We start from the raw sequence: 22,741 nt of genomic DNA on the forward strand, positions 1-22,741 counted from the left end.
ACCCGCCATCCCGGGGTAAGGCGACGTACTGCGTGTTGCGTGATACGTACTGCTCGAACCCGTTACTGCAGCCTCTCCAGCGCGCTGCGGACCCACGCCGCGGCGCCTTCAAGGCTCTGGAACTCTTCCACCGCGCGCACCTCGCAGCACGGATAGGCCGGCGCGACCATGCGCGCCAATGCGTTGCCCGGGCCCAGCTGCAGGAACACCCGCGCGCCACGCTCGAAGGCCTGGCGCATCACCTGCGCCCATTCGATGGTCTGCGCGAGCTGCGCCGACAGCGTGTGGACTGCCGTTGCGCGATCCCGCACCGGTCGCGCATCGATGCCGGCCAGCAGCGGCAGGCGTGGGGCCTGCAGTGGCGAGGCGTCGAGTGCGGCAGCGAACGGTGCGACCGCCGCTGCCAGCAACGGTGTGTGTGCAGGCACGTGCACCGGCAGTGGACGGATGTCCGCACCCTGCGGCCGCGCGGCATCGGCCAGCCGCTGCAATGAGGCGTGCGTGCCGCCAACGATGAAATGGTCCTGCCCGTTGGCGATGGCCACGTGCGCTCCGTGCAGATCGCACAGCGGCTGCAGTACATGGCGTTCCAGGCCAAGCACTGCCTGCAGGCCTGCATCGGCGGGGCTGGCACTGTCCATCAACAGCGCGCGCTGCGCAGCCAGGGCAAGGCAGGTGGCCGCATCGACGCCGCCGGCGATGGCATGTGCGGCCAGCTCGCCGATGCTGTAACCCGCGATCACCGTCGGCGTTGGCAATACCTCGCGCAGGCCCTGCCAATGCGCCAGGCTTGCTGCGCACAGCAGTGGTTGCGCCCGCACATTGTCGAAGCGGTCGTCGGCCGCCGCAGCGGCGAATACATCGCGGCCGAGCAGTTCGCTCGTGGCATCGAGCACCGGCCGCGCGGCAGCCAGATCGCGCACGCGATCGAACATCGCCGCGTGCTGCGCGCCTTGGCCAGGGCAGAGCAGGGCCAGGCTCATGCCTGCTCCTGCTGCAGCAGGAACACGCTGCAGGCCAACAGGTCTGCGCTGCCGCCCGGGCTCAGCCGGCGCATGACGAAGCCGTCACCGATGCGACGCAGATGTACCTGCCAGTCCGGCGCGAAGGTGCCACCGGCGTCCAGGAAGGTGCGTGCCTGCCGCTGGGCCCAGCGCAGGCCGTCGGCGCCGCCGCGGTGCAGCAGGTTGAGGTCATCCACGCACGCGATCAGCTGCATCAGGGTCTGGCACATCGCGGCCTCGCGTGGCAGGCCGCTGGCCAGTGCGTGGCGCAGGGCAGGCAGTGCCACTTCGCGCAGCAGCGGGTAGCCGGCGGCCGCTTGTTCGCGCACACCTTGCACGCCGTGCCGTGCACGCGCGCGCTGGCCAGGGCTGTTCGCATCCAGAGGCGCGTCGGCGAGCTCGGGCGCCCAACGGCGCACTTCCTGGCAGACCTGCTCGGCTGCGGCGACACGGCCCGCGCGGCCCCAGCAGGCAGCGGACGCGGCCACCAGCAGGCCAAGGCTGAAGATCGCACCGCGATGGGTGTTGATGCCCGCAGTGGCGTTCAGCATCGATATCTCGGCGGCGATGCCATGCCGGCGCAGCGTCTGGAACGGCGCCGCGCCGGCACCGGCGTCGGCCACGGCGATGAAATAGTGGCGCAACGCGAACAGGCTGCGCAGGAAGGTGCCGGCATCCATGTCGTGGTGGCTGCCGCGATCGAACGGTGTAACCAGTCCCGGTTTGGGGGCAAGGGCCAGTTCGGCGTGCAGGCTGGCGATGGCAAGGCGCCCCAGGCGCGCGCTGTCCACCGCCGGGGTGGACCGGGCGACGCGCTTCACGACAGCGTTCATGCGACAACTCCAGTGGCGTTGAACAAGGCCTCGCGCAGTTCCAGAGCGGCACCATCAATGCGTTTGACCAGTACTTCGCGGCTGCGACCGGCGTATTCGCGCCAGTTCACCGCGCCACCATCCACCAGGCACAGTTCGCCATCTACGCGATGCCCGTAGGCGCTTTCCCAGTGCTGCAGGCGTTCGACCAGCAGGTCGGCCTGGCGCGCGTCATCCACCTGCCACAGCAGGTCGATGTCCGAGCGCGGGTGCACATAGGGCAGTCCGCTGAGGTGCTGCCATGCGAAGGCGCCGAATACGCGGGCTGGTGCAAGCCGCAGCATTGCCTGCAACGCCGCCTGCCAATCCGCCGGAACGCCGCCGGCGAGAACGTGATCCAAGGGAGGGGGAGGCTGCAGCTGCTGGACGTCCTGCAGGGCCACGCGCAGCGCCAGCCGTTGCTTGCCTTCGCTTGGCGGTAGCGGTACCCCCAGGCGCAGCCGAGGGTCGGGGTCGTCCGCCGCACAGCGCGCCACCATGGCCGGCAGGCCCTGCGCGAACCACGCTGCCAGGCGTGGTTCCTGTGCAGTCACGTCAGCCCGCCAGTCGGCATCGGCCGACAGCCAGGCCAGCGTGTGGCGGGCGGGCCGCTCAGGCATCGCCGTGGGCCACCGCAGTCGAAACCCCTGCCGCCAGGGCACGACCGCCGCGCTGTGCGCCGCGTGCGGCACGCAGGTCGCCTTCGGCGGGCGTGCGCAGCGCCTGCAGCAAGTGCTGGGCAAGATCCCCCTCCCACAGCGATTCCACCGCACCCATCGCCACGTAGTTCTCCACGCCCGGCGCGAACACCGGCGAGCTCTGGCTGAGTGCCTGCAGTTTCTCCAGCGGTTGCTTGGTCACCCGTGCCATCGCGCGCAGGTCCATCACCCGCACCTGTGCATCGGGCAGGGCGTGGATGTGGTCGGCCATCAGGCCGAATGAGAGGAAGCCGCCACTGACGGATTCACCATAGACCAGCGTGACAAGCCGCGCGCCACGTCGACGCGCGAGATCCAGCGTCTGTGCCAGATGCGCGAAACAGCCGTTGATGCCAAGCAGTTCGTCGCGCCGCGCCAGGCGCTGGCCAGCGGTGTCCACCAGCATCACGATCGGTCGCTGTGGAAGCGCGGCGGTGCTGGCAAGCACGGTTTCGGCCAGTGCCAATGCGTGGTCCACGCCGACTTCGAGTTTGTCGGCGGTACCGATCACGGTCACCTCGCCATCCTCGGTGGTGGCGCTGCCGGTCAGCACCGAATCGTTCACGGCAATGGCATGCCCATGCGGGAACAGGGCATCGAGCAGGGTCTGCAGCGGCATGCTCATGGCAGGCTCCGGTCGGCGGTGGCGATGAGGAACGCATCGGTGTCGAGCAGCGGCAGTCGCTCGGGGGCAGTGATACCCAGCCGCGCCCAGATCTCCAGGCCATCGCGGCAATCGCCCCAGGCCTGCACGCGCGCCTTCAGTGCCGCATGGCGTTCCTGCAGCGCGGCCAGTGCAGTATCTGGATCGGTGCTGCTGGTATCAGGCTGCAGCGCGTTGCTGGCCGCCTGCGCGAAGGCCTCGATGGCATCGGGCACCAGCACCTGTGCCTGGTCGATCAGGTAGCGGTGCTTGCCTCCCGTTACGCGCCAGACCAGTGCGCGATCGCGGGAATCGAATTCCTCCACGCCGCGAACGGTTTCGATCACTTCCGGTCCGGACAGCGACAGCCTGCCTTCCTCGGACATGACCACGGTGCTGCAGCAGCGGGCGACGATGCCCATGCCACCGAACGCGCCGTTGCCGCTGCCGATCAGCGCCACCACGGGGACGCCTGCAGCGCGCGCATCCAGCGTGGCGCGCATGATCTCGGAAATGGCGATGAGCCCTGCATTGGCTTCGTGCAGGCGCACGCCACCGGTATCGAGCAGCAGCAGCACACCGTCAGGTCGGGTTTCCGCTGCACGGTGCAGCAGCCCGGTCAACTTGGCGCCGTGCACCTCGCCCACGCCGCCGCCCATGAATTCACCCTGCTGTGCGGCCAGCAGCACGCGTCGGCCGCGCAGTGTGGCTTCGCCGACAACGATGCCGTCGTCGAACGCCGCGGGCTGGTCGAGCTGTGCCAGGTGCGGGCTCATCATCCGCCGCGCCGGGCCGAGGAATTCACGGAACGAGCCGGCGTCGGCCAGGCCGGCGATGCGCTCGCGTGCATCGGCTTCGTAGTAACTGTGGCGCTGCGTCCGGCTCATCGTGGATCTCCAGCAAGCAGGGTTTCCACTGCCTGGTCCAGGCGCAGGCTGACCACCGCCGGGGTCGCACCGGCATCGTTGATCGAGACGCGTACATCGCGCAGTGGATGGCGCTGTGCGAAATCACCGATCACCGCCTCCCAGACGCGGCCAAAGCCCTGCGCGGCGGTGATGATGCGCACCATCATCGCGCCGTCCAGTGCGGCCGGTTCCAGCAGGATTTCCAGGTTGCCCGAGGCCAGTACGCCGACCAGCATTGCATCGCGCGGAAACTGCACCGCCGTGTGTCCTTCGAATCGATAGTCGAGGGTTTCCATGCTCAGCCCCTTACCAGTTGCGGAAGCGCTTGGGCGGGTCGTACAGGCCGCCTGACCAGCGCACCAGGTCCTTCACCGAACGCGCCGCAAGCAGGTCACGGCTGGCATCGCGCACGGAGATGCCGAGGTCATCGGGACGGCGGATCACGCCGCGGTCGCGCAGGTTCTCCACCATCGCGCGGTCGCGTCCCATGCCCACGGCGGTATAGCCGGACACGCCGCGGATCGCCTGTTCGCGCTCTTCAGGGGTGCGGCACAGCAGCAGGTTGGCGATGCCTTCTTCGGTCAGTACATGGCTGACGTCGTCGCCATAGATCATCACCGGTGGCAGCGGCATGTCCGCGCGCTCGGCCAGCTCCCAGGCGTCCAGCCGATCGACGAAGGCCGGTGCCATGTGTTCGCGGAAGGTTTCCACCATCTGCACCACCAACTTGCGGCCACGCGGCATCTCACCGGGGCGTGCGGCCTGCTGGCCGGCCTTGACCCAGGCCTCGCTGGCATGGCGGCGGCCACGTGCATCTGAGCCCATGTTCGGTGCGCCACCGAAGCCTGCGATGCGGTCGCGCGTGGCGGTGGAGCTGTTGCCCTGCAGGTCGATCTGCAGGGTGGAACCGATGAACATGTCGCAGGCATACAGGCCGGCGGTCTGAGAGAACGCGCGGTTGGAGCGCATCGAGCCATCGGCACCGGTGAAGAACACATCGCTGCGTGCGGCGATGTAGTTCTCCATGCCCAGTTCGGAACCGAACGAATGCACCGATTTGACGAAGCCCGATTCGATCGCCGGAATCAGTGCGGGGTGTGGATTGAGGGCCCAGTGCTGGCAGATCTTTCCCTTCAAGCCGAGCGATTCGGCGTAGGTGGGGAGCAGCAGTTCGATGGCGGCGGTATCGAAGCCGATGCCATGGTTGAGGCGGTTGACGCCGTACTCGGCGTAGATGCCCTTGATCGCCATCATCGCCATCAGCACCTGGATCTCGGAGATCTGCGCCGGGTCGCGGGTGAACAGCGGTTCGATATGGTTCGGCTTCGGCGCCTGCACCACGAAGTTGACCCAGTCAGCAGGGATGTCGACGCGGGGGAGGGTGTCGACGATCTCGTTGACCTGGGCGATGACGATGCCGCCACCGAACGCGGTGGCCTCGACGATGACCGGGGTGTCTTCGGTGTTCGGGCCGGTGTAGAGATTGCCGTGGCGATCGGCGGCCTGCGCGGCGACCAGCGCCACGCGTGGGGTCAGGTCGATGAAGTAGCGGCCGAACAGTTCGAGGTAGGTGTGGATGGCACCGATCTGGATGCGCCCTTCGGCCACCAGATTGGCCAGCCGCACCGATTGCGGGCCGGAGAACGAGAAGTCCAGCTTCGAGGCGATGCCACGCTCGAATACATCCAGGTGCGACGGCAGAGACAGCACCGACTGCACCATGTGCAGGTCGTGCACCCGGGCCGGGTCAAGGTCGGCCAGGCACTGGGCGAGGAAATCGGCCTGTTTCTGGTTGTTGCCCTCCAGGCAGACCTTGTCGCCTGGCTCCAGCAGTGCGTGCAGCAGCTCGCCCACGTCGGTGGCGGCGACCTCACGTCCCCGGGCCCACGGCGCGGCACGTTCCAGGCGGGCCTGGCGGCTGCGTTCCAACGTATCCCAGCTCGGGTTCATCGACCGGCTTCCGATTGGTGTCGATGTAATTACGGCATAATTACATTCGGGCATGCAACCCGCACTGCAGCAAAAAGAAGGGCCCGCGCGAAGGCGGGCCCATTCAGATTGAAATGGAGGATGACCCGCATCGATCGGGGTAGTGCCGGCCGCTGGCGGCTCCGCGTCATCGATGCATCGCTTGGAGCCGGCCAGCGGCCGGCACTACCGTTTCTGGTGGCTCAGAACTTCCAGCGCAGGCTGGCCGACACGAAGCGCGGTTCGCCGTAGTTGTTGTAGTCCAGATTCGCCCAGTAGGTCTTGTCCAGCGCGTTGCGCACGCTCAGCGTTGCCGTCCAGTTGTCGCTGATGCGGTAGTTGGCGTTGAACTGGACCAGCATGTAGGCCGGCTGGTTCACCGTCACCGTGCCGCCCAGCGGGTAGGCGATGTTGTAGCCCTGCACCTTGCTCTGCCACTGCACGCCACCGCCGATGCTCAGGCGCTCCAGCGCGCCGCGCAGCTGCAGCTGGGTGTTGAGCTGCAGCAGGTCCTTCGGCGGGTTGGCGTACAGCAGATCGGTGGCGGCGCGGGTGACCTTGACGTGGGTATAGCCGGCGTTGACCGTCCAGCCCGGCAGGATCTCGCCGTTGACGTCCATCTCCCAACCGCGCGCCTTGGTGCCGTTGACGCCGACGTAGGCGGAGGTGCCATCGCTCAGCGAACCCTCCGGCACGCCCATGTCACGCACCGCGTAGTTGTCCTGCTTGGCTTCGAACACGGCGGCATTGGCGGTCAGGCGGCCATCGAACCACTGCGTCTTGATGCCCGCTTCCAGGTTCGAGCCCTGTACTGGCGCCAGCAGGTTCTCGTTGCGGTCCTTGAAGTTCTGCGGGTTGAAGATCTCGGTGTAGCTGGCGTACGCCGAGACGTTCGGGGTGATGTCGTAGACCAGGCCCACGTAGGGAGTGACTTCATCGCTCACCTTGTACGCGCCGCTGGTGCCGGTGTAGGCGCCTGCGGCGTTGTAGGAGCGGCTGAGGGTTTCCCAGCGGCTCAGGCGTGCGCCGGCAATCAGCGACAGCGGATCGGCCAGGCGCAGGCGGGTGGCCAGATAGACGCCACTCTGCGTGGTCTTGGCCACGCGGCGCGCGCCGGTACGGCGGTAGGTGACCTCGGAGATGTCGCCGTTCCAGCTGTACACGTTGGGAATGTAGTAGCAGCGTTCGCCGCCGCAGCGTGCCCAATCGTTCGGGAAGTTCAGCGCCAGGGTGTTGGTGGTGCCTTCCAGGTCCGACCACTGTGCGCCGAGGGTCACATCGTGGTCGCGGCCGAACAGATCGAAGCTTCCGGTCAGGTAAGCATCGACGTTGCGCCGGGTGTCCCTCGAATCACCGGCGGCCGCGCGCAGGAAGATGCCCGAGCCGGTCACCGGGTCCGGGTTGCCGGTGCCGTACAGGCGCACGTTCTGCACATTGCCACGGGTGTAGGCGGTGTTGATCTTCAGCAGCCAGTTGTCGCCGAAGCGCTGTTCCAGGTTGGCGAAGGCAGTGTTGCTCTCGCGCTTCCAGTAGCTCCACTTCGGCGACAGGTTGGTCGAGCGCGGCAGGTGCGCGAAATTGCCCTGGTTGTCGAAGAACGGCACGGTGCCCCAGGTCGAGCCGGTCGGATTGTTGTCCTGGCTCTGGTAACCGAGGGTGATCGTGGTGCTGTCGGTGACGTCGCCTTCCAGCACCGCCATGCCGGCCATCTTGTTCTCGTCGTAGCGGTCGTAATACAGGCCACGATCGGTATAGGCGGCGACCACGCGGCTGCGGAAACGGCCGTCATCGGTCAGCGGCGCGGTCACGTCCGCCTCCATGCGTCGATAGTCCCAGCTGCCGGCGCTGATCGCGAACGAGGCATCGAACTCCTTGCCCGGCCGCTTGCGCAGCAGGTTGACGGTGGCCGACGGCACGCCGGCGCCGCTGAGCAGGCCGTTGGCACCGCGGATCACTTCGATGCGGTCGTAGAAAGCGGTGTCGTATTCCTGGTTGGTGGAACCGCTGTAGGTGGGAATGCCATCGACCTGGAAGTCGGTGATGGCGAAGCCGCGTGCGTAGTACAGCGGGCGCTGGGTGTCATAGAAGGACACGCTGACGCCGGTGACGTTGCGCATCACGTCGTTGATGCTGAACAGCGACTCGTCCTGCAGGCGCTTCAGGCTGATCGCAGTGGCCGACTGCGGGGTTTCCTGCAGTGTGATCGGCAGGCGGGTGGTGCTGGATGGCGGAGCGGACTGCTCGGCACGGACGCTGACCCGGTCCAGGGTCTTGGCATCGGATGCATCGGCGGCGGCCTCGGCGAACGCCGGAGACGCGACCAGCGCGAGCGAAGAGAGCAGGGCAGCCGGCAGCAGCGCACGGCGGGGCAGGCGGTTACGGAACGTCAGGGACATGGTGGGTTCGAAGCTCGGAGACGGGAAGGGGGCGGCAACAGTCGTCCAGCACCCGGGGCGGCGGCTTCGGGCACATCAGGTCCATCTGGGAGGGGCGCGGTCACTGCGCAGGACGCAAATGTAAATAATTCTTAACAACATTACAATTCGCGTCATTTTGCATAGGATTCCCGGCGCCGGGCATCGCTTTCTGCAGCAGGGAGCGGCCCAAACGCGAACGGCCACCCGAAGGTGGCCGTCAGTGTCTGCTGCAGGGAATCTGCCAGGCTTACAGCGCCTGCAGTTCCTCGTTGGCGTTGCGCTTTTCCTTGGCCGGTGCCGGAGCCGCTGCAGGAACCGCTGCCGGCACCGGCGCCGCCGCGTTCGCGTCCACCGGCACCTCCAGGTACGGCAGGCGCAGGGTCTGACTGGTCAGCGTGCGGATCTCGTTGACCAGCGCGGCGTTGTCGTTGAGCTTGCGCCCGTACGACGGCACGATCTCGCGCAGGCGGGTTTCCCAGCCGGCCTTCATCTGGTCCGGGAAGGCCTTGGCCATCAGGTCCAGCATGATCGGCGGCGAGGTCGATGCACCCGGCGAGGCACCGAGCAGGGCGGCGATGGTGTGATCCTTGTCGGTCACGATCTCGGTACCGAACTGCAGCACCGGGCCCTTCAACGGATCACGCTTGATGATCTGCACGCGCTGGCCAGCGGTGACCAGCTTCCAGTCGCCCGGCTTGGCATTGGGGAAGTACTTGACCAGCTCGGCCTGGCGGTCGGCATCGTTCAGGCGCGCCTGGCCCATCAGGTACTGCACCAGGTCCAGGTTGTCCTTGCCCACTTCCAGCATCGGGCCGACGTTGTTGTGGTTCACCGACGAGTACAGGTCCCACCACGAGCCGTGCTTGAGGAACTTGGTGCTGTACAGCGCGAACGGCCCGAACAGGACCACCGGCTTGCCGTCCAGCTTGCGCGCATCCAGGTGCGGCACCGACATCGGCGGCGAACCGGTCTCGGCCATGCCGTAGGCCTTCACGCCGTGGCGCGAGGTCACGTCCTGGCCCTGGAAGGCGAGGAACTGGCCACCGACCGGGAAGCCGGCGTAGTCCTTCGATTCCGGAATGCCGGACATCTGCAGCAGCTTCAGTGCAGCGCCACCGGCACCGATGAACACGAAGCGGGCGTGGGTGGTGGACTCGGTGCCGGCCTTGAGGTCCTTCACCGTCACGTTCCAGCTCTTGTCGGCGTTCTGCCGCAGCGCGCTCACTTCGTGGTTGAGGTGCAGGCTGAAGTTCGGGCTGCGCTGCAGGCCGGCGGTCAGCTGGCGGGTGATCACGCCGAAGTTGACGTCGGTGCCCAGCGGCATCCAGGTTGCGGCAACCTTCTGCTTCGGGTCACGGCCTTCCATCAGCAGCGGGGCCCACTGCTTGATCTGGGCCGGATCCTCGGAGTACTGCATGCCGTAGAACAGCGGATTCTTCACCAGGGCCTGCTGGCGCTTGTGCAGGTAGGCGATGTTGTCATCGCCCCAGACGAAGCTCATGTGCGGGGTCGGGTTGATGAAGTCGCTGGGCTGGCTCAGCCGGCCTTCCTTCACCTGGTGCGACCAGAACTGGCGCGAGACCTCGAACGATTCGGCGATGCCGACCGCGCGCTTGGTCTCGATGCTGCCGTCGGGCAGTTCGGGGGTGTAGTTCAGTTCGGCGAAGGCCGAGTGGCCCGTGCCGGCGTTGTTCCAGCCGTCGGAGCTTTCACCGGCGACGCCGTCGAGGCGTTCGTAGACCTGGATGTTCCAGTCCGGCTGCAGTTCCTGCAGGTAGGTGGCCAGGGTGATGCTCATGATGCCGGCGCCGACCAGCACAACGTCGACGGGCTTGTCGTTGCTGGCGGCGGGCACCGAGCGCTGGGTCAGCGGCCAGTACAGGAACAGCGCGGCGGCCAGCAACAGCAGCACGAGCAGGGCGAGCAGGGCCTTGCCAAATTTCTTCATGGGGGCGGGATCGTTGGCGGAGGGGAAGGGGTCAGGATGCGCGTGGGGCAGGGAAAGGGCGTGAAGAAACAACGCCTTGCGCCATCCATCCGCGATTCTAACCGGATCCGGTCCGTTTTTGATGCAACGCAGCATCCGACGTTTCGCGGCCCCGTCACGTGAGCGGCGGGCCCAAGCCTGGCGATCGTAGCCCCAGTAGCGCCAGGCCATGCCTGGCGACGCCTTCAATCAGACCAGCTCCAGAATCTCGTCACCGGCCTCATCGATCTCCCCGGTCGGGCGCCAGCCCAGGCGCCGGTAGAAGCCATGCGAGCGCGAACGCGGGTCGGCCGAGCACGCCAGGAACAGCCGGGTATGGCCCGCATCGCGGGTCAGGCTGACCACTTCCTGCAGCAGCTGCCGACCGACGCCACGGCCTTCGTAGTCCGGCAGCAGGGCCAGCACCAGCACTTCGCCGGTGTCGCGGTCGGCGAAGCAGTAACCGGCCATGCGCTCGCCCTCCCAGGCGACGCGGCCGATCGAATCGCCCTGGGCGATGCCGGCCGCCCAGCTGTCCTCGGTGATGCCCAGCTCTGCCAACTGCGCGGCGCTGAAGGCGTTTTCGCGGGTGCGCCCGCGCAGGTCGATGCAGGCGGCGGCATCTTCGGGGCGCGCATCGCGGACGAATACAGGCATGCAGGGCATCCTTGCAGTGATCGGCCGACCAGTATCCGCATCGCGCATGGACCTGGTGTGGAGACTTCGTGGAGATTGGATGGAGCAAAAAGGGGACGGAGGGGATTAAGTCGTCTTTGCCCAGAATGTCCTATGGGCCTTAAACGACTTAATCCCCTCCGTCCCCTTTTTTGCAGGGCTGCCTCAGCGCTTGCGCCGCACCAGCGCTGAGGAGGCATCCAGCACCGCGCGGGTCAGCAAGGCCATGGTTTGCACGTCGCCCTTCCAATGCTGCCAGTACAGCGGCACGTCTTCCCACGCGCGCTGGCGCACGTAGACCAGGCGGCCCGCGTCCAGGTGCCGCTTGACCAGCGGCAACGGATTCATCGTCCAGCCCATGCCGCCAAGGTTGGCCTGCACGAAGGCGCGCGTGGACGGAATCCACCAGGTCGGCGCGGTGCTGGGCAGGTCGTCGCCGGCCATGCGCCGGGCGAAGCGCGACTGCATGTCGTCCTTGCGGTTGAACACCAGCACCGGGGCCTGCGCCAGCGCCTGCGCGGTCACGCCCTTGGCGAAATGACGCTCGCGGAACTCGGGGGTACAGGTGGCGGCGTAGCGGATGCTGCCCAGCGCATGGATCTGGCAGCCCTGCACCGGCTCGTCCAGGGTGGTCACCGCACCCAGCACCGTGCCCTGGCGCAGCAGTTCGACGGTGTGGTCCTGGTCCTCCACGCGCAGGTCCAGCGTAGTGCCGGTGGTCTGCGCGAACTGGTAGGCCGCCTGCGGGAACCAGGTTTCCAGGCTGTCGTGGTTCACCGCCACCGGAATACTGGCTTGCGGCAGGTCCTCATCGGCCAGGCCCATCCGGTGCAGCGCATCGTGCTCGAGCAGGGCGGTCTGCTCGGCCAGCTGCACCAGCAACTGCCCCTCGGCGGTGGCGGTGGCCGGGGTGCCGCGCTTGACCAGCAGCCGGCCGATCCGGTCCTCCAGCGCCTTGACCCGCTGCGAGATGGCGGACGGGGTGACATTCAGCGACTGCGCGGCGCGGTCGAAGCTGCCTTCGCGGATCACTGCGGCAAGGGCGCGCAGCTGGGCATGGTCGATACGCATCGAATTAAGTTCCGCTAATGTTGGTTTAGGAAGTTTAGCTCGTCTTTTTCATGTTGCGGCGCGACAATGGCGCTCGTTCCGGTGCTGTCCGCCTTCGCGAGGCACCGTCCCCCCAAGCAAGTAAAGGCAGTGAATCCCATGTTCTCGGTCATCTCCGCCAGCACCGGCCTCGGTGCCTGGTTCTCTGGTGCAGCTACCGGCATCGGCCTGTTCGCCGTGGTCGGGGCCCAGAGCGCCTTCATTCTGCGCCAGGGCATCCTGCGCAAGCACATCGTGCCGGTGGTTGCCACCTGTGCGGCCATCGATGCGATCTTCATCTTTGCCAGCGTGGCTGGCCTGCGCACGCTCACTTCAGCGCTGCCGTGGCTGACCACCGCCGTGCTGTGGACGGGCGTGGCGTTCCTGGCCTGGTACGCCATGAAGTCGGCACGCCGTGCGATTGCCGGTGGCGGCGGCATGGGCGAGGCTGACAGCGACGACGGCAGCCGCCGCGCGGTGCTGATGGCCGCGGTCGGCTTCTCGCTGATCAACCCGCACTTCTGGCTGGACATGATGGTGATCGGCTCGATCGCCGAGAACTTCGGCAACGCCCGCATGGCCTTCGCCGCCGGTGTGGTGACTGCCAGCTGCCTGTGGCTGACCGCGCAGGGCCTGGGCGCACGCCTGCTGGCGCCGCTGTTCACCAAGCCCAGTACCTGGCGCGTGCTCGACGGCACCATCGCCGTGATCCTCAGCATCCTGGCCCTTACGTTGGCGGTGCGCGGGGTCCACTGATCCGGCGCACGCCCCCCGAACCCACGTCCTGACTCTCTCTCCAAGGTAGTGGTAACGACGGCACCGGCAACGGTGCCGTCGTTTTTTCTGCCGATGTGGCGCGGCAAACGGTCACGTGCCTAGAATCGTACATCCGGACAGGGTGTCCGGTTTTCCATGGGGGAAGGATGCGCAGGATTGTGCTGGCTGTACTGTTGAGCGCGGTTGTGGGTGGGGCATCGGCCGCAACGCTGGACCTGGATCGCTATCTGCGGCAGGAGTCGTTTACCGACATCAAGATTTCACCAGGGGGCGAGTACATCGCCGCGACGGTTCCGCTGGAGGCGGGAACCGCATTGGCGATCTACCGCATTGCCGACATGAAGATGGTCGGCAGCTTCCGCCCGCCCCGCAACGATCACGCCCACACCTTCGACTGGGTCAGCAACGAGCGGCTGCTGGTGGGCATGGCACAGAAGTTCGGCGTGCTGGACCGGCCGACGCCGACCGGCGAACTGTTCGGTATCAATGCCAACGGCAAGGGTGGCGAGCTGCTGGTGGGGTACCGGGTTGCCGACCAGAGCCTGGGCACCAACATCAAGGTCAAGCCGGCAGGCCTGGTGGCCGCCTACCTCAGTGATGAGCTCAAGGACGATGACCGCAACGCGCTGGTGACGGTGATCCCGCTGGTCGGCAGTTCGCATGCGCAGGTCGAGCGCATGGACGTGATCACCGGTCGCCGCAACGCCGTGGCGCGCGCTCCCATTCCCGATGCGGACTTCACGACCGATGAGCAGGGCGAGGTGCGTTTCGCACGCGCTGTCGTTACCGATGGCACGCAGAAGCTCTACTACCGCACGGGCAGCAACAGCGACTGGGTCCTGCTCAATGATGAATCCCTGAGCAAGCGCATCGAGGCGCCGCTCGGCTTCTCGGCCGATGGTCGCCTGGCGTACCTGCAGGTCGAGCAGGCAGATGGACCTGATGCCATTGTCAGCTGGGACCCCCAGAGCAATGAACGACGCACCGTGCTGCGCGATGGGAGTGCCGACCCGGCGCGCATCATCCGGCGCCCCGGCAGCCGCGTGCCGGTCGGGGCCCTGTTCCTTGGCAGTGCGCCGCGAACGGCATTCTTCGATGACGCCTCGGACGACGCTCGCCTGTACCGCAGCCTCGAAGCCGGCCTTGGCGGAGCGGTCTACATCACCTCCAGCACGCGCGATGGCAAGACGGTGCTGGTGGAAACCTGGTCAGGCAGCAATCCGGGCGATTTCTATCTCTATGACACGGTTGGCAAGAGTGCACGGCACCTGATCAGCCGCAGCGACTGGATCGACCCCGCGCTGGCGGCGGAGGTGCGTCCGATCAGCCTGACGGCGCGTGATGGGCGTTCGCTGCATGGCTTCCTTACCGTCCCGCATGGCCGCGAGGCCCGTGCGCTGCCGATGGTGGTGGTGCCGCACGGAGGTCCGATCGGTGTTGCCGACCAGGGCGCCTATGACACCGAGACACAGATGCTGGCGGCGGCAGGTTACGCGGTACTGCAGGTGAATTTCCGCGGCTCTTCCGGCTATGGCCGGGCCCACATGCAGGCCGCGCGAAAGCAATGGGGGCTGTCGATGCAGGATGACGTCACCGATGCCACGCGTTGGGCGATCGAACAGGGCGTGGCCGACAAGAACCGCATCTGCATCTATGGGGCCAGTTACGGTGCCTATGCGGCGATGATGGGGGCGGTGCGCGAACCGGGCCTGTACCAGTGCGCGGCCGGCTACGTCGGCATCTACGACCTGCCGTTGATGTACGCCCGCGGAGACATCCAGAGCGACGAGTCAGGCCTGGCCTACCTGCGGAACTGGCTGGGATCGCCCAAGGATCTTGCAGAGCGTTCCCCGGTGAATCTGGCCGCGCAGGTGCGGGTGCCGGTATTCCTGGCCGCGGGTGGTCAGGATCAACGTGCGCCGATCGTGCACAGCGAACGCATGGAAGCTGCGTTGAAGAAGGCCGGCACGCCGGTGGAAACCCTGTACGTCAAGAATGAAGGGCATGGTTTCTATTCCCCTGCCAACCAACGTGCGTACTACAGCAGGTTGCTGGCCTTCCTCTCGCGCAGCCTGGGGGGCCAGGTGGCCGGGCAGGCCGCACCTGCGGAGAAGAGCAGCGCGCCCTGAACAAGCCGGGGGCGGCGGATGATCGATCCGCCGCCCCCGGAGTTCGCCTGCATCGGGCTTACCTGACCCCGTGCATCATCTTCTTCAGCAGCGGCGCGGCGATGAAGGCGGCCAGCGCACAGCCCAGGCCGATCCACATCAGCAGCCAGAACAGGTGCGCATAGGCACCGGCCGCGGCCACCATGTCCAGCGATTCGCCTTCCGGTACCTCGATCGCGGCCAGCTTGCCGAACAGCGCGGCCAGCGTTTCCGAGAACGCGGTTGCCAGGAACCAGGTGCCCATCATCAGGCTCATCACCCGCGGCACGGCCAGCTGGGTCACCGCCGACAGGCCGACCGGCGACAGGCACATCTCACCGCTGGCCAGCAGGAAGTAGGCCAGCACCAGCCACCACACGCTGGCCATCTCGCCGGTGGCGCCGACCTGCTGTGCGGCCAATGCCAGCGGCACGAACGACAGCGCGCCGATCACCAGACCCCAGGCCGATTTGACCGGCTTGCCCGGTTCCCAGCCGCGGCGGTCCATCCACGTCCACAGTGCGGCGAAGGCCGGCGCCAGCAGCACCAGGAACAGGCCGCCGAGGTAGGTCAGCGAGCCGGCGGTCTGCGGAATCACCAGGCAGTCGCGCACCAGCAGCACCAGCATCAGCACGACGATGGCGGCGAAGAACGTTCGCGGCGCAGATGAGCCCGGACGGCGCTCGGACAGCCGCGCGCTGACCACGAAGCCCAGCGGCGCCAGCAGCAGCGAGATGATCGACCAGGGCAGCGGGGTACCGCCGGTGATCACCAGCGAGGGCACGATGTCCTTGGTCAGCAGCCGGTCGGTGAAGGTCACCCACGAGCCGTAGGACTGCTCGTACATGGTGAAGAACACCAGCGCCATGAAGATCAGCACCATCAGCGCGATCATCTGCTGGCGCTGTACCGGCGTGCACTTGCTGCCGGTGAACCAGGCGAACCAGACCAGCACGCCGCCCAGCACCACCACCATCAACATCAGTGCCAGGCTGATTTCACCGCCCAGCGCGAACGCGCCGTTGCCGGCCGCCCACATCAGCCACGCCACCGGCAACACACCGAGCACCGCGCACAGATAGATGAGCCATTCGCGCGGCAGGCCCAGCACCTTCTGCTTCAACGCCGCCGGTTGCGGCGGCTCGGCGTGGCCCTGCAGGTACTTCTGGCCCCACAGGAACATGGCCAGGCCGGCCAGCATGCCGATGCCGGCCGCACCGAAACCGTACTTCCAGCCGTAGGCCTCGCCGAGGAAGCCGCACACCAGCGATGAGAACAGCGCGCCCAGGTTGATGCCGGCGTAGAACAGCGAGAAACCCGAATCGCGGCGCGGATCGTCCTTGGCGTACAGCTTGCCGACAATGGTGGAGATGTTCGGTTTCAGGAAACCGACGCCCATGATGATCAGCGCCAGCGACAGGTAGGTCACCGCCAGTGCCGAGGTGTCGCGCACCACGTCGCCGTTCACCCGGTACGCAGCGTGGCCTTCGAAGGCCATGCCGAGGTGGCCGAGTACCAGCAGGATGCCGCCGAACAGCACGGCCCGGCGCATGCCCAGCCAGCGGTCGGCCAGCATGCCGCCGAATACAGGGATGCAGTACACCAGGCCACCGTAGGCGCCGAGCAGGTCCAGGCCGGCTTTGTCGCCGAACAGGTGGTACTTGGTGAGGTACAGCAGCAACAGCGCCTTCATGCCGTAGAAGGAGAAGCGCTCCCACATTTCGGTGAAGAAGCAGACGTAGACGCCTTTGGGGTGGCCCAGGAAGTCGTCGGAAGCGATAGCGGTGGAATTCATCGCGGAATTATAGGCCTGTGGCCCGATCCGCTTTCAGTAGATCCACGCCATGCGTGGATTGCCGGACTGGCCTGGGCGATCACAGGTACCGCAACCACGCCAGGTCACGCCTTCGCGCCTTGAACCGCGCGAATGCCCGGGTCGGCGGGTACAGCACCACCGCCAGCGCGCAGGCCACCAGCAGCAGGCCGCTGACCGAGTCCAGGGCATACAACTCGCCATGGGTCGGCCCCCAGGCCGCCAGCGCGCCCAGGTACAGTGCCTTCAGCACATACAGGTGCAGCAGGTAGAAGAACATCGGCGCGGCGCCGATATCGGCCAGCGGGCGCAGCGCACGCGCCAGTGGCGGCCATTCGTACAGGCGCAGCAGCAACAGCCCTACGCCCAGAGTCAACAGCAGGAACTGCAGCGACGGCGGGTACTTGGTGATGTTGAGCACGCTCATCCAGGTGCGCAGCGCGCTGGTCTGGTACTGCCACGGTGCATCTCCATATTGGTTGGCGAACCGCAGCAGCGCGAACATGGCCAGCGCACCGACGCCTGCCCACAGCAGCCAGTGCTGGCGCTGCGTCGGGTCGCGCTCGCGGGCGAACCACGGTCCCAACAGATAACCCAGAGCGATCACCCCGATCCACGGCAGCACCGGATAGGAGGTGCGCAGGCGCAGCGCGCCGGCCTCGATCCAGTCGCGCTGGTGCAGCACTTTCCACAGCACCGCCAGCAGGCCATTGCCTTGCACCCGTAAGCCGTCGAACAGGTTGTGCCCGGCCACCACCGCGATTGCCAGCACCAGCAGGGCCGGGCGTGGCAGCCACAGCAGCCCGGCCAGCGCGATCATGCTCAGCCCGATGGCCCAGATCACCTGCAGGTACAGGGTTTCCGGCGGCAGCTGGAAGGTCCAGGCGAAATTCACCAGGGTCAGTTCCAGCACGACCAGGAACAGCCCGCGCTTGAGCAGGAATGCGGCCGTGGCCCGGCGCGGATCCGCCTGGCGCTGGCCGTACAGCCAGGCCGACAGGCCGGTCAACAGGACGAACACGGGTGCGCACAGGTGGGCCAGCAGACGGCAGGCGAACAGCGCGGGGGAGACCGTCGCCGCGTCCATCGGGTCGCTTACCTGATGCTGCAGGAATAAGGTCTCGCGCACGTGGTCGAGCAACATCAACAGCATCACGGTGCCGCGCAGCTGGTCGATGGAGGCCAGGCGAGAGGAGGGGGAAGGGGGCATGCGATGCAGTAACAGCAAGGTAGTATTAAGATATAACATATCATTTGCTGTGCGCCCAGCCGGACTTTGCCGGGTCGGTCGATTGCCGGTCCACGTACTGGCCCATTGCGCTGCAGCACACGCCCCCATCCTTTGGCACGCTGGACTTGATCTGCCCTGAACGCTAGCGTGGCAGGGATTTTTTGCCAGCAGGGGCTTCCATGAACCACGACGCTGCGCCAAAGCAGCTCACCTTCCGCGCAGTGGCCCTGGCCATCGTGCTGGCGGTGGTGCTGTCGGCCGCAAACGCCTACCTCGGTCTGTTCGCAGGCCTGACCATCGCCACCGCCATTCCCGCCGCGGTGATTTCCATGGGCGTGCTGCGCCTGCTGGGCGGTGGCTCCATCCTTGAAAACAACATCGTGCAGACCGGTGCTTCGGCCGGTTCGTCGATCGCCGCCGGTGTGATCTTCACCATCCCGGCGCTGGTGATCATGGGCTACTGGCCGGACTTCAAGTACTGGTGGGTGCTGGGCATCGCCGGCCTCGGCGGCCTGCTGGGCGTGTTGTTCTCGGTGCCGCTGCGCCGTTCGATGATCGTCGAAGACCCGCTTCCGTTCCCGGAAGGCAAGGCTGCGGCGGAAGTGCTCAAGGCCGGTGAGAATCCGGGCCCGGGCCTGAAGATCCTCGGCCTGTCGGCGGTGATCGGTGCCTTCGTCAAGCTGGCCGCGGAAAGCGGCATGCGCCTGATCCCGGACGCCTGGGCCACCTCGGCCTACGTCGGCAGCTCCAAGGTCACCGCCTTCATCGGTACCAACCTGTCGCCGGCACTGCTGGGCGTGGGCTACATCGTCGGCCTCAACGTCGGCATCGTGGTGGTGTCCGGTTCGATCCTGACCTGGCACATCGCCATTCCGATCTACCAGGCGTTCTTCATGAACACCGATCCGGGCCTGGCCGCCTCGGTGGCTACCGCATCCTCCACCGAGGCGGCGTTCGCCATCTGGGGCGCGAAGATGCGCTACCTGGGTGTGGGCGCGATGCTGATTGGCGGCATCTGGACCCTGATCTCGCTGCGCAAGTCGCTGCTCAACGGCGTCAAGAGCGGCTTTGCCGCTGCCCGCAAGAGCGGTGGCCCGGTGCTGGCGCACACCGAGCGCGACCTGCCGATGAAGTGGATGCTGGTGGCCCTGGTGGTCTTCGTGCTGCCGCTGCTGGCCCTGTACCAGGCCATCGTCGGCCAGTGGCACGTGTCGATCCCGATGACCATCATCATGATCGTTGCCGGCTTCCTGTTCGTGTCGGTGTCGGCCTACCTGGCCGGCTTGATCGGTTCGTCCAACAACCCGGTGTCGGGCATCACCATCTCCACCATCCTGTTCGCCTCGGCCGTGCTGGTGGTGCTGCTGGGCGCCGATGGCCTCAAGCCGGTCGGTGCCGGCGGTGCGCCGCTGGGCGCGGTGGCGGCGATCATGATCGGCGCGGTGGTGTGCTGCGCCGCAGCGGTTGGCGGTGACAACCTGCAGGACCTCAAGGCCGGCTACATCGTCGGCGCCACCCCGTGGAAGCAGCAGCTGATGCTGGGCATCGGTGCCTTCTCGTGTGCGCTGATCATGGCCCCGGTGCTGAACCTGCTGGCCACCGCCTACGGCATCGGCGTGAAGTCCGAGCTGCACCCGAACGCGCTGGCTGCGCCGCAGGCCAACCTGATGGCCTCGGTGGCCAAGGGCCTGTTCGGTGGCGAACTGCCGTGGACCTTCATCGGCATCGGTGCCGTGGTCGGTGCCGCCATCATTGCCTTCGACAGCTGGCTGAAGTCGCGCAACGCACGCTTCCGCGTGCCGGTGCTGGCCGCCGCCATCGGCATCTACCTGCCGCTGGAGCTGATGGTGCCGATCTTCCTCGGCGGCCTGATCGCCCACCTGGTCGAGCGCTTCCACAAGGTGCGTGCCGATGACGAAGAAGGCCGCGACCGCGTGCACAAGCCGGGTGTGCTGTTCGCTGCGGGCCTGATCACCGGTGAGGCACTGATGGGCATCGCTATCGCGATTCCGATCGTGGTCAGCAGCCGCGCCGACGTGCTGGCCGTGCCGTTCCACCTGCCGGGCGCGCAGTGGATCGGCCTGGCCGTGCTGTTCCTGGTGGGCTGGCTGATCTACCGCACCGGCAAGTACACCAAGGCGTAAGGGATGGGTAGTGCCGGCCGCTGGCCGGCAATCCCGGAATCCCGTGATACCCCTGGTTGCCGGCCAGCGGCCGGCACTACCGCAAACCGCGCTACGGCGCGGTTTGCTTTTTCTGGCGGCGGGGCCAACCCCGCGCGCAGCCATGACCGATGGCCTTGGCAGCCCCGGCCGCACGGGCCTACCATCGGTTTTTTGCCGTCCTGCGGAGACCCCGATGAAACTGCGTCATGCCCTGCTGCCACTGAGCCTGCTGGCTGCCCTGCCCAGCGTTGCCGCTGCCCGTGGCCTGGAAGTCCGCGACATGGTGGCCATGGACCGCGTCTCCGCGCCGGTACTGACCACGGACGGTGGCACTGTGGTGTTCGCCAAGCGCAGCGTGGACGCCAACCTGAAGGCCTCCACCGCGCTGTTCGCGCGCAACCTGCGCACGCGTGACGCGGCCCCGCCGAAGCAGATCACCCCGGCCGGCTGGAGCGTCAATTCCGCGTCGCTGTCGGCCGATGGCCAGACCGTGTATTTCCTCAGTGCCAAGAACGGCAGCCAGCAGCTGTACGCGCAGCCGATCAACGGCGGCACCCCGCGCCAGCTGACCGACTTCCCGGTGGACGTTGACAGCTACCACGTGTCACCGCAGGACGACCGCGTGCTGTTCAGTGCCGGCGTGTTCCAGGCCTGTGCCTCGGATCTGGCCTGCACCGAGAAGAAGCTGAAGGAAAAGAAGGACGCCAAGGCCAGCGGCCAAGTGTGGGATTCGCTGTTCGTGCGCCACTGGGATGCCTGGAACGACGGCCGCCGCAACACCCTGTTCGTGGCACCGCTGCCGGCAGCCAAGGCCGGCGCGGTCAAGGGCGCCTCGGCGCTGAGCGCGACCATCGACGGCGATGCACCGTCCAAGCCGTTCGGTGGCAATGACGATTTCGCGTGGTCGCCGGATGGCGCCAGCGTGGTGGCCAGCATCCGCGTGGCCGGCAAGCAGGAGCCGTGGTCGACCAACTTCGATCTGTACCGCTTCGACGCTGCGGGCAAGCAGGCGCCGGTCAACCTGACCGCCTCCAATCCGGCCTGGGATGCCGGTCCGGTGTTCAGTGCCGACGGCAAGACCCTGTTCTACCGTGCGATGAAGCGCCCGGGCTTCGAGGCCGACCGTTTCGGCCTGATGGCGATGGACCTGGCCAGCGGCAAGAGCCGTGAGATCGCGCCGCAATGGGATCGCTCGGCTGGCGGCATCACCCTGTCCGCCGACGGCGCCAGCATCTACACCACCGCCGATGACCTCGGCGAGCACCCGCTGTTCCAGATCGACGTGGCCAGCGGCAAGGCCACCAAGCTGATCGGCGACGGCAGCGTGACCTCGGTGGACGTGGCCGGCACCAGCGTGGCGATCACCCGCAACAGCCTGAAGAGCAACGACCAGGTGCTGGTCGGCCTGCTGCCGGCCGCCGGCGAAGCCATCGGCGAGCTGCGCGCGCTGACCCCGGCCGCTGGCGACGTGCTCAAGGACGTCAGCTTCGGTGACTACGAACAGTTCGAGTTCAAGGGCTGGAACAACGACACCGTGCACGGCTATGTGGTCAAGCCGCACAACTACCAGGAAGGCAAGTCGTACCCGGTCGCGTTCCTGATCCACGGCGGCCCGCAGGGCAGCTTCGGCAATGGCTGGAGCTACCGCTGGAATCCGCAGACCTATGCGGGCCAGGGCTACGCCGTGGTGATGATCGACTTCCACGGCTCCACCGGCTATGGCCAGGCCTTCACCGATGCGATCAGCCAGCACTGGGGCGACCGCCCGCTGGAAGACCTGCAGAAGGGATGGGATGCGGCGCTGAAGAAGTATTCCTTCCTCAACGGTGACAAGGCCTGTGCGCTGGGCGCCAGCTACGGCGGCTTCATGGTCAACTGGATCGCCGGCAACTGGAACGGCCCGTTCAAGTGCCTGGTCAACCATGACGGCGTGTTCGACCAGCGCATGATGGGCTACGCCACCGAAGAACTGTGGTTCACCGAGTGGGAGCAGGGCGGTACGCCGTACCAGAAGGCGGCGAACTACGAGAAGTTCAACCCGGTCAACCACGTGGCGGACTGGAAGAAGCCGATCCTGGTCATCCACGGCCAGCAGGACTTCCGTATTCCGGTCGAGCAGGGCCTGGCCGCGTTCACTGCTGCCCAGCGCCAGGGCATCGAATCGAAGTTCCTGTACTTCCCGGATGAAAACCACTGGGTGCTGAAGCCGAACAACAGCATCCTGTGGCATGACACCGTCAATGCCTGGCTGAAGCAGCACATCGGCAACTGATGACTGCAGCGCCGCCCTTCGGGGCGGCGCTTTTGTTTCGCCATCTGCTGTACCGGTGGGTGCCGACCGTTGGTCGGCACACCTTCCTGATCTGCCGCCAACAGCAGCCGGCCAGCG

At 66.7% G+C, this 22,741-nt stretch carries 17 protein-coding genes; 4 read left to right on the plus strand and 13 right to left on the minus strand.

Annotated features, from left to right (window positions below; translation table 11 throughout):
• Positions 1 to 62: 62 nt before the first annotated feature.
• The 11 genes from mdcH to ACZK45_RS05530 form a co-directional block, all read right to left on the minus strand.
• Positions 63 to 983, minus strand: coding sequence for a malonate decarboxylase subunit epsilon (gene mdcH / locus ACZK45_RS05480; RefSeq protein ID WP_201118385.1), 921 nt, complete (start codon positions 981 to 983; stop codon positions 63 to 65).
• Entirely contained in the window at positions 980 to 1,837 is an 858-nt protein-coding gene (gene mdcB, locus ACZK45_RS05485) for a triphosphoribosyl-dephospho-CoA synthase MdcB (RefSeq protein WP_478445565.1), read from the minus strand. Before mdcB ends, mdcH begins: the two co-directional genes overlap by 4 nt.
• On the minus strand, positions 1,834 to 2,475 hold the full coding sequence (mdcG, locus tag ACZK45_RS05490; protein WP_329810850.1) for a malonate decarboxylase holo-[acyl-carrier-protein] synthase: 642 nt from the start codon (positions 2,473 to 2,475) through the stop codon (positions 1,834 to 1,836). The genes mdcB and mdcG overlap by 4 nt, the downstream gene beginning before the upstream one ends.
• Positions 2,468 to 3,172 carry a biotin-independent malonate decarboxylase subunit gamma gene (gene mdcE / locus ACZK45_RS05495; protein WP_125893798.1) on the minus strand — a complete coding sequence of 235 codons (705 nt, stop codon included), beginning with the start codon at positions 3,170 to 3,172 and terminating at the stop codon, positions 2,468 to 2,470. The genes mdcG and mdcE overlap by 8 nt, the downstream gene beginning before the upstream one ends.
• A 2-nt stretch (positions 3,173 to 3,174) precedes the next feature.
• Positions 3,175 to 4,083, minus strand: coding sequence for a biotin-independent malonate decarboxylase subunit beta (locus ACZK45_RS05500; RefSeq protein ID WP_049422772.1), 909 nt, complete (start codon positions 4,081 to 4,083; stop codon positions 3,175 to 3,177).
• Entirely contained in the window at positions 4,080 to 4,400 is a 321-nt protein-coding gene (mdcC, locus tag ACZK45_RS05505; RefSeq protein WP_180837932.1) for a malonate decarboxylase acyl carrier protein, read from the minus strand. The genes ACZK45_RS05500 and mdcC overlap by 4 nt, the downstream gene beginning before the upstream one ends.
• Before the next feature lie 10 nt (positions 4,401 to 4,410).
• Positions 4,411 to 6,054 (minus strand): malonate decarboxylase subunit alpha, encoded by a 1,644-nt coding sequence (gene mdcA / locus ACZK45_RS05510; protein WP_253145487.1) that lies wholly within the window; start codon positions 6,052 to 6,054, stop codon positions 4,411 to 4,413.
• A gap of 221 nt (positions 6,055 to 6,275) precedes the next feature.
• Positions 6,276 to 8,468: a TonB-dependent siderophore receptor gene (locus tag ACZK45_RS05515; RefSeq protein WP_125893756.1), complete on the minus strand. Its 2,193-nt coding sequence runs from the start codon at positions 8,466 to 8,468 to the stop codon at positions 6,276 to 6,278.
• A gap of 268 nt (positions 8,469 to 8,736) precedes the next feature.
• On the minus strand, positions 8,737 to 10,437 hold the full coding sequence (gene mqo / locus ACZK45_RS05520) for a malate dehydrogenase (quinone) (RefSeq protein ID WP_293794346.1): 1,701 nt from the start codon (positions 10,435 to 10,437) through the stop codon (positions 8,737 to 8,739).
• A 228-nt stretch (positions 10,438 to 10,665) separates the two neighbouring features.
• Positions 10,666 to 11,112, minus strand: a complete 447-nt coding sequence (locus ACZK45_RS05525) for a GNAT family N-acetyltransferase (protein ID WP_125893760.1) — start codon at positions 11,110 to 11,112, stop codon at positions 10,666 to 10,668.
• 183 nt (positions 11,113 to 11,295) lie between these two features.
• On the minus strand, positions 11,296 to 12,201 hold the full coding sequence (locus tag ACZK45_RS05530) for a LysR family transcriptional regulator ArgP (RefSeq protein WP_125893762.1): 906 nt from the start codon (positions 12,199 to 12,201) through the stop codon (positions 11,296 to 11,298).
• A 138-nt stretch (positions 12,202 to 12,339) separates the two neighbouring features.
• Here ACZK45_RS05530 and ACZK45_RS05535 point away from each other — a divergent pair, with 138 nt between their 5' ends.
• Both ACZK45_RS05535 and ACZK45_RS05540 read left to right on the plus strand, forming a co-directional pair.
• The gene (locus ACZK45_RS05535) at positions 12,340 to 12,975 is read left to right on the plus strand and encodes a LysE/ArgO family amino acid transporter (protein WP_005408523.1); all 636 of its coding nucleotides are present in this window, start codon (positions 12,340 to 12,342) and stop codon (positions 12,973 to 12,975) included.
• Positions 12,976 to 13,142: 167 nt separating this feature from the next.
• On the plus strand, positions 13,143 to 15,125 hold the full coding sequence (locus ACZK45_RS05540; RefSeq protein WP_253145491.1) for an alpha/beta hydrolase family protein: 1,983 nt from the start codon (positions 13,143 to 13,145) through the stop codon (positions 15,123 to 15,125).
• Between the two features lie 58 nt (positions 15,126 to 15,183).
• On the opposite strand, the gene ACZK45_RS05545 is transcribed toward ACZK45_RS05540, so the two are convergent.
• Together ACZK45_RS05545 and ACZK45_RS05550 are read right to left on the minus strand one after the other, a co-directional pair.
• Positions 15,184 to 16,938, minus strand: coding sequence for a peptide MFS transporter (locus tag ACZK45_RS05545; RefSeq protein ID WP_478445566.1), 1,755 nt, complete (start codon positions 16,936 to 16,938; stop codon positions 15,184 to 15,186).
• 79 nt (positions 16,939 to 17,017) lie between these two features.
• Positions 17,018 to 18,166, minus strand: a complete 1,149-nt coding sequence (locus ACZK45_RS05550) for an acetyltransferase domain-containing protein (protein ID WP_125893767.1) — start codon at positions 18,164 to 18,166, stop codon at positions 17,018 to 17,020.
• 200 nt (positions 18,167 to 18,366) lie between these two features.
• Here ACZK45_RS05550 and ACZK45_RS05555 point away from each other — a divergent pair, with 200 nt between their 5' ends.
• Together ACZK45_RS05555 and ACZK45_RS05560 are read left to right on the plus strand one after the other, a co-directional pair.
• The gene (locus ACZK45_RS05555) at positions 18,367 to 20,331 is read left to right on the plus strand and encodes an OPT family oligopeptide transporter (RefSeq protein WP_125893769.1); all 1,965 of its coding nucleotides are present in this window, start codon (positions 18,367 to 18,369) and stop codon (positions 20,329 to 20,331) included.
• 214 nt (positions 20,332 to 20,545) lie between these two features.
• Positions 20,546 to 22,624, plus strand: coding sequence for a prolyl oligopeptidase family serine peptidase (locus tag ACZK45_RS05560; RefSeq protein ID WP_180838695.1), 2,079 nt, complete (start codon positions 20,546 to 20,548; stop codon positions 22,622 to 22,624).
• The last annotated feature ends 117 nt before the right edge of the window (positions 22,625 to 22,741 follow it).

This window comes from Stenotrophomonas sp. 63632_Sma (assembly GCF_056482875.1).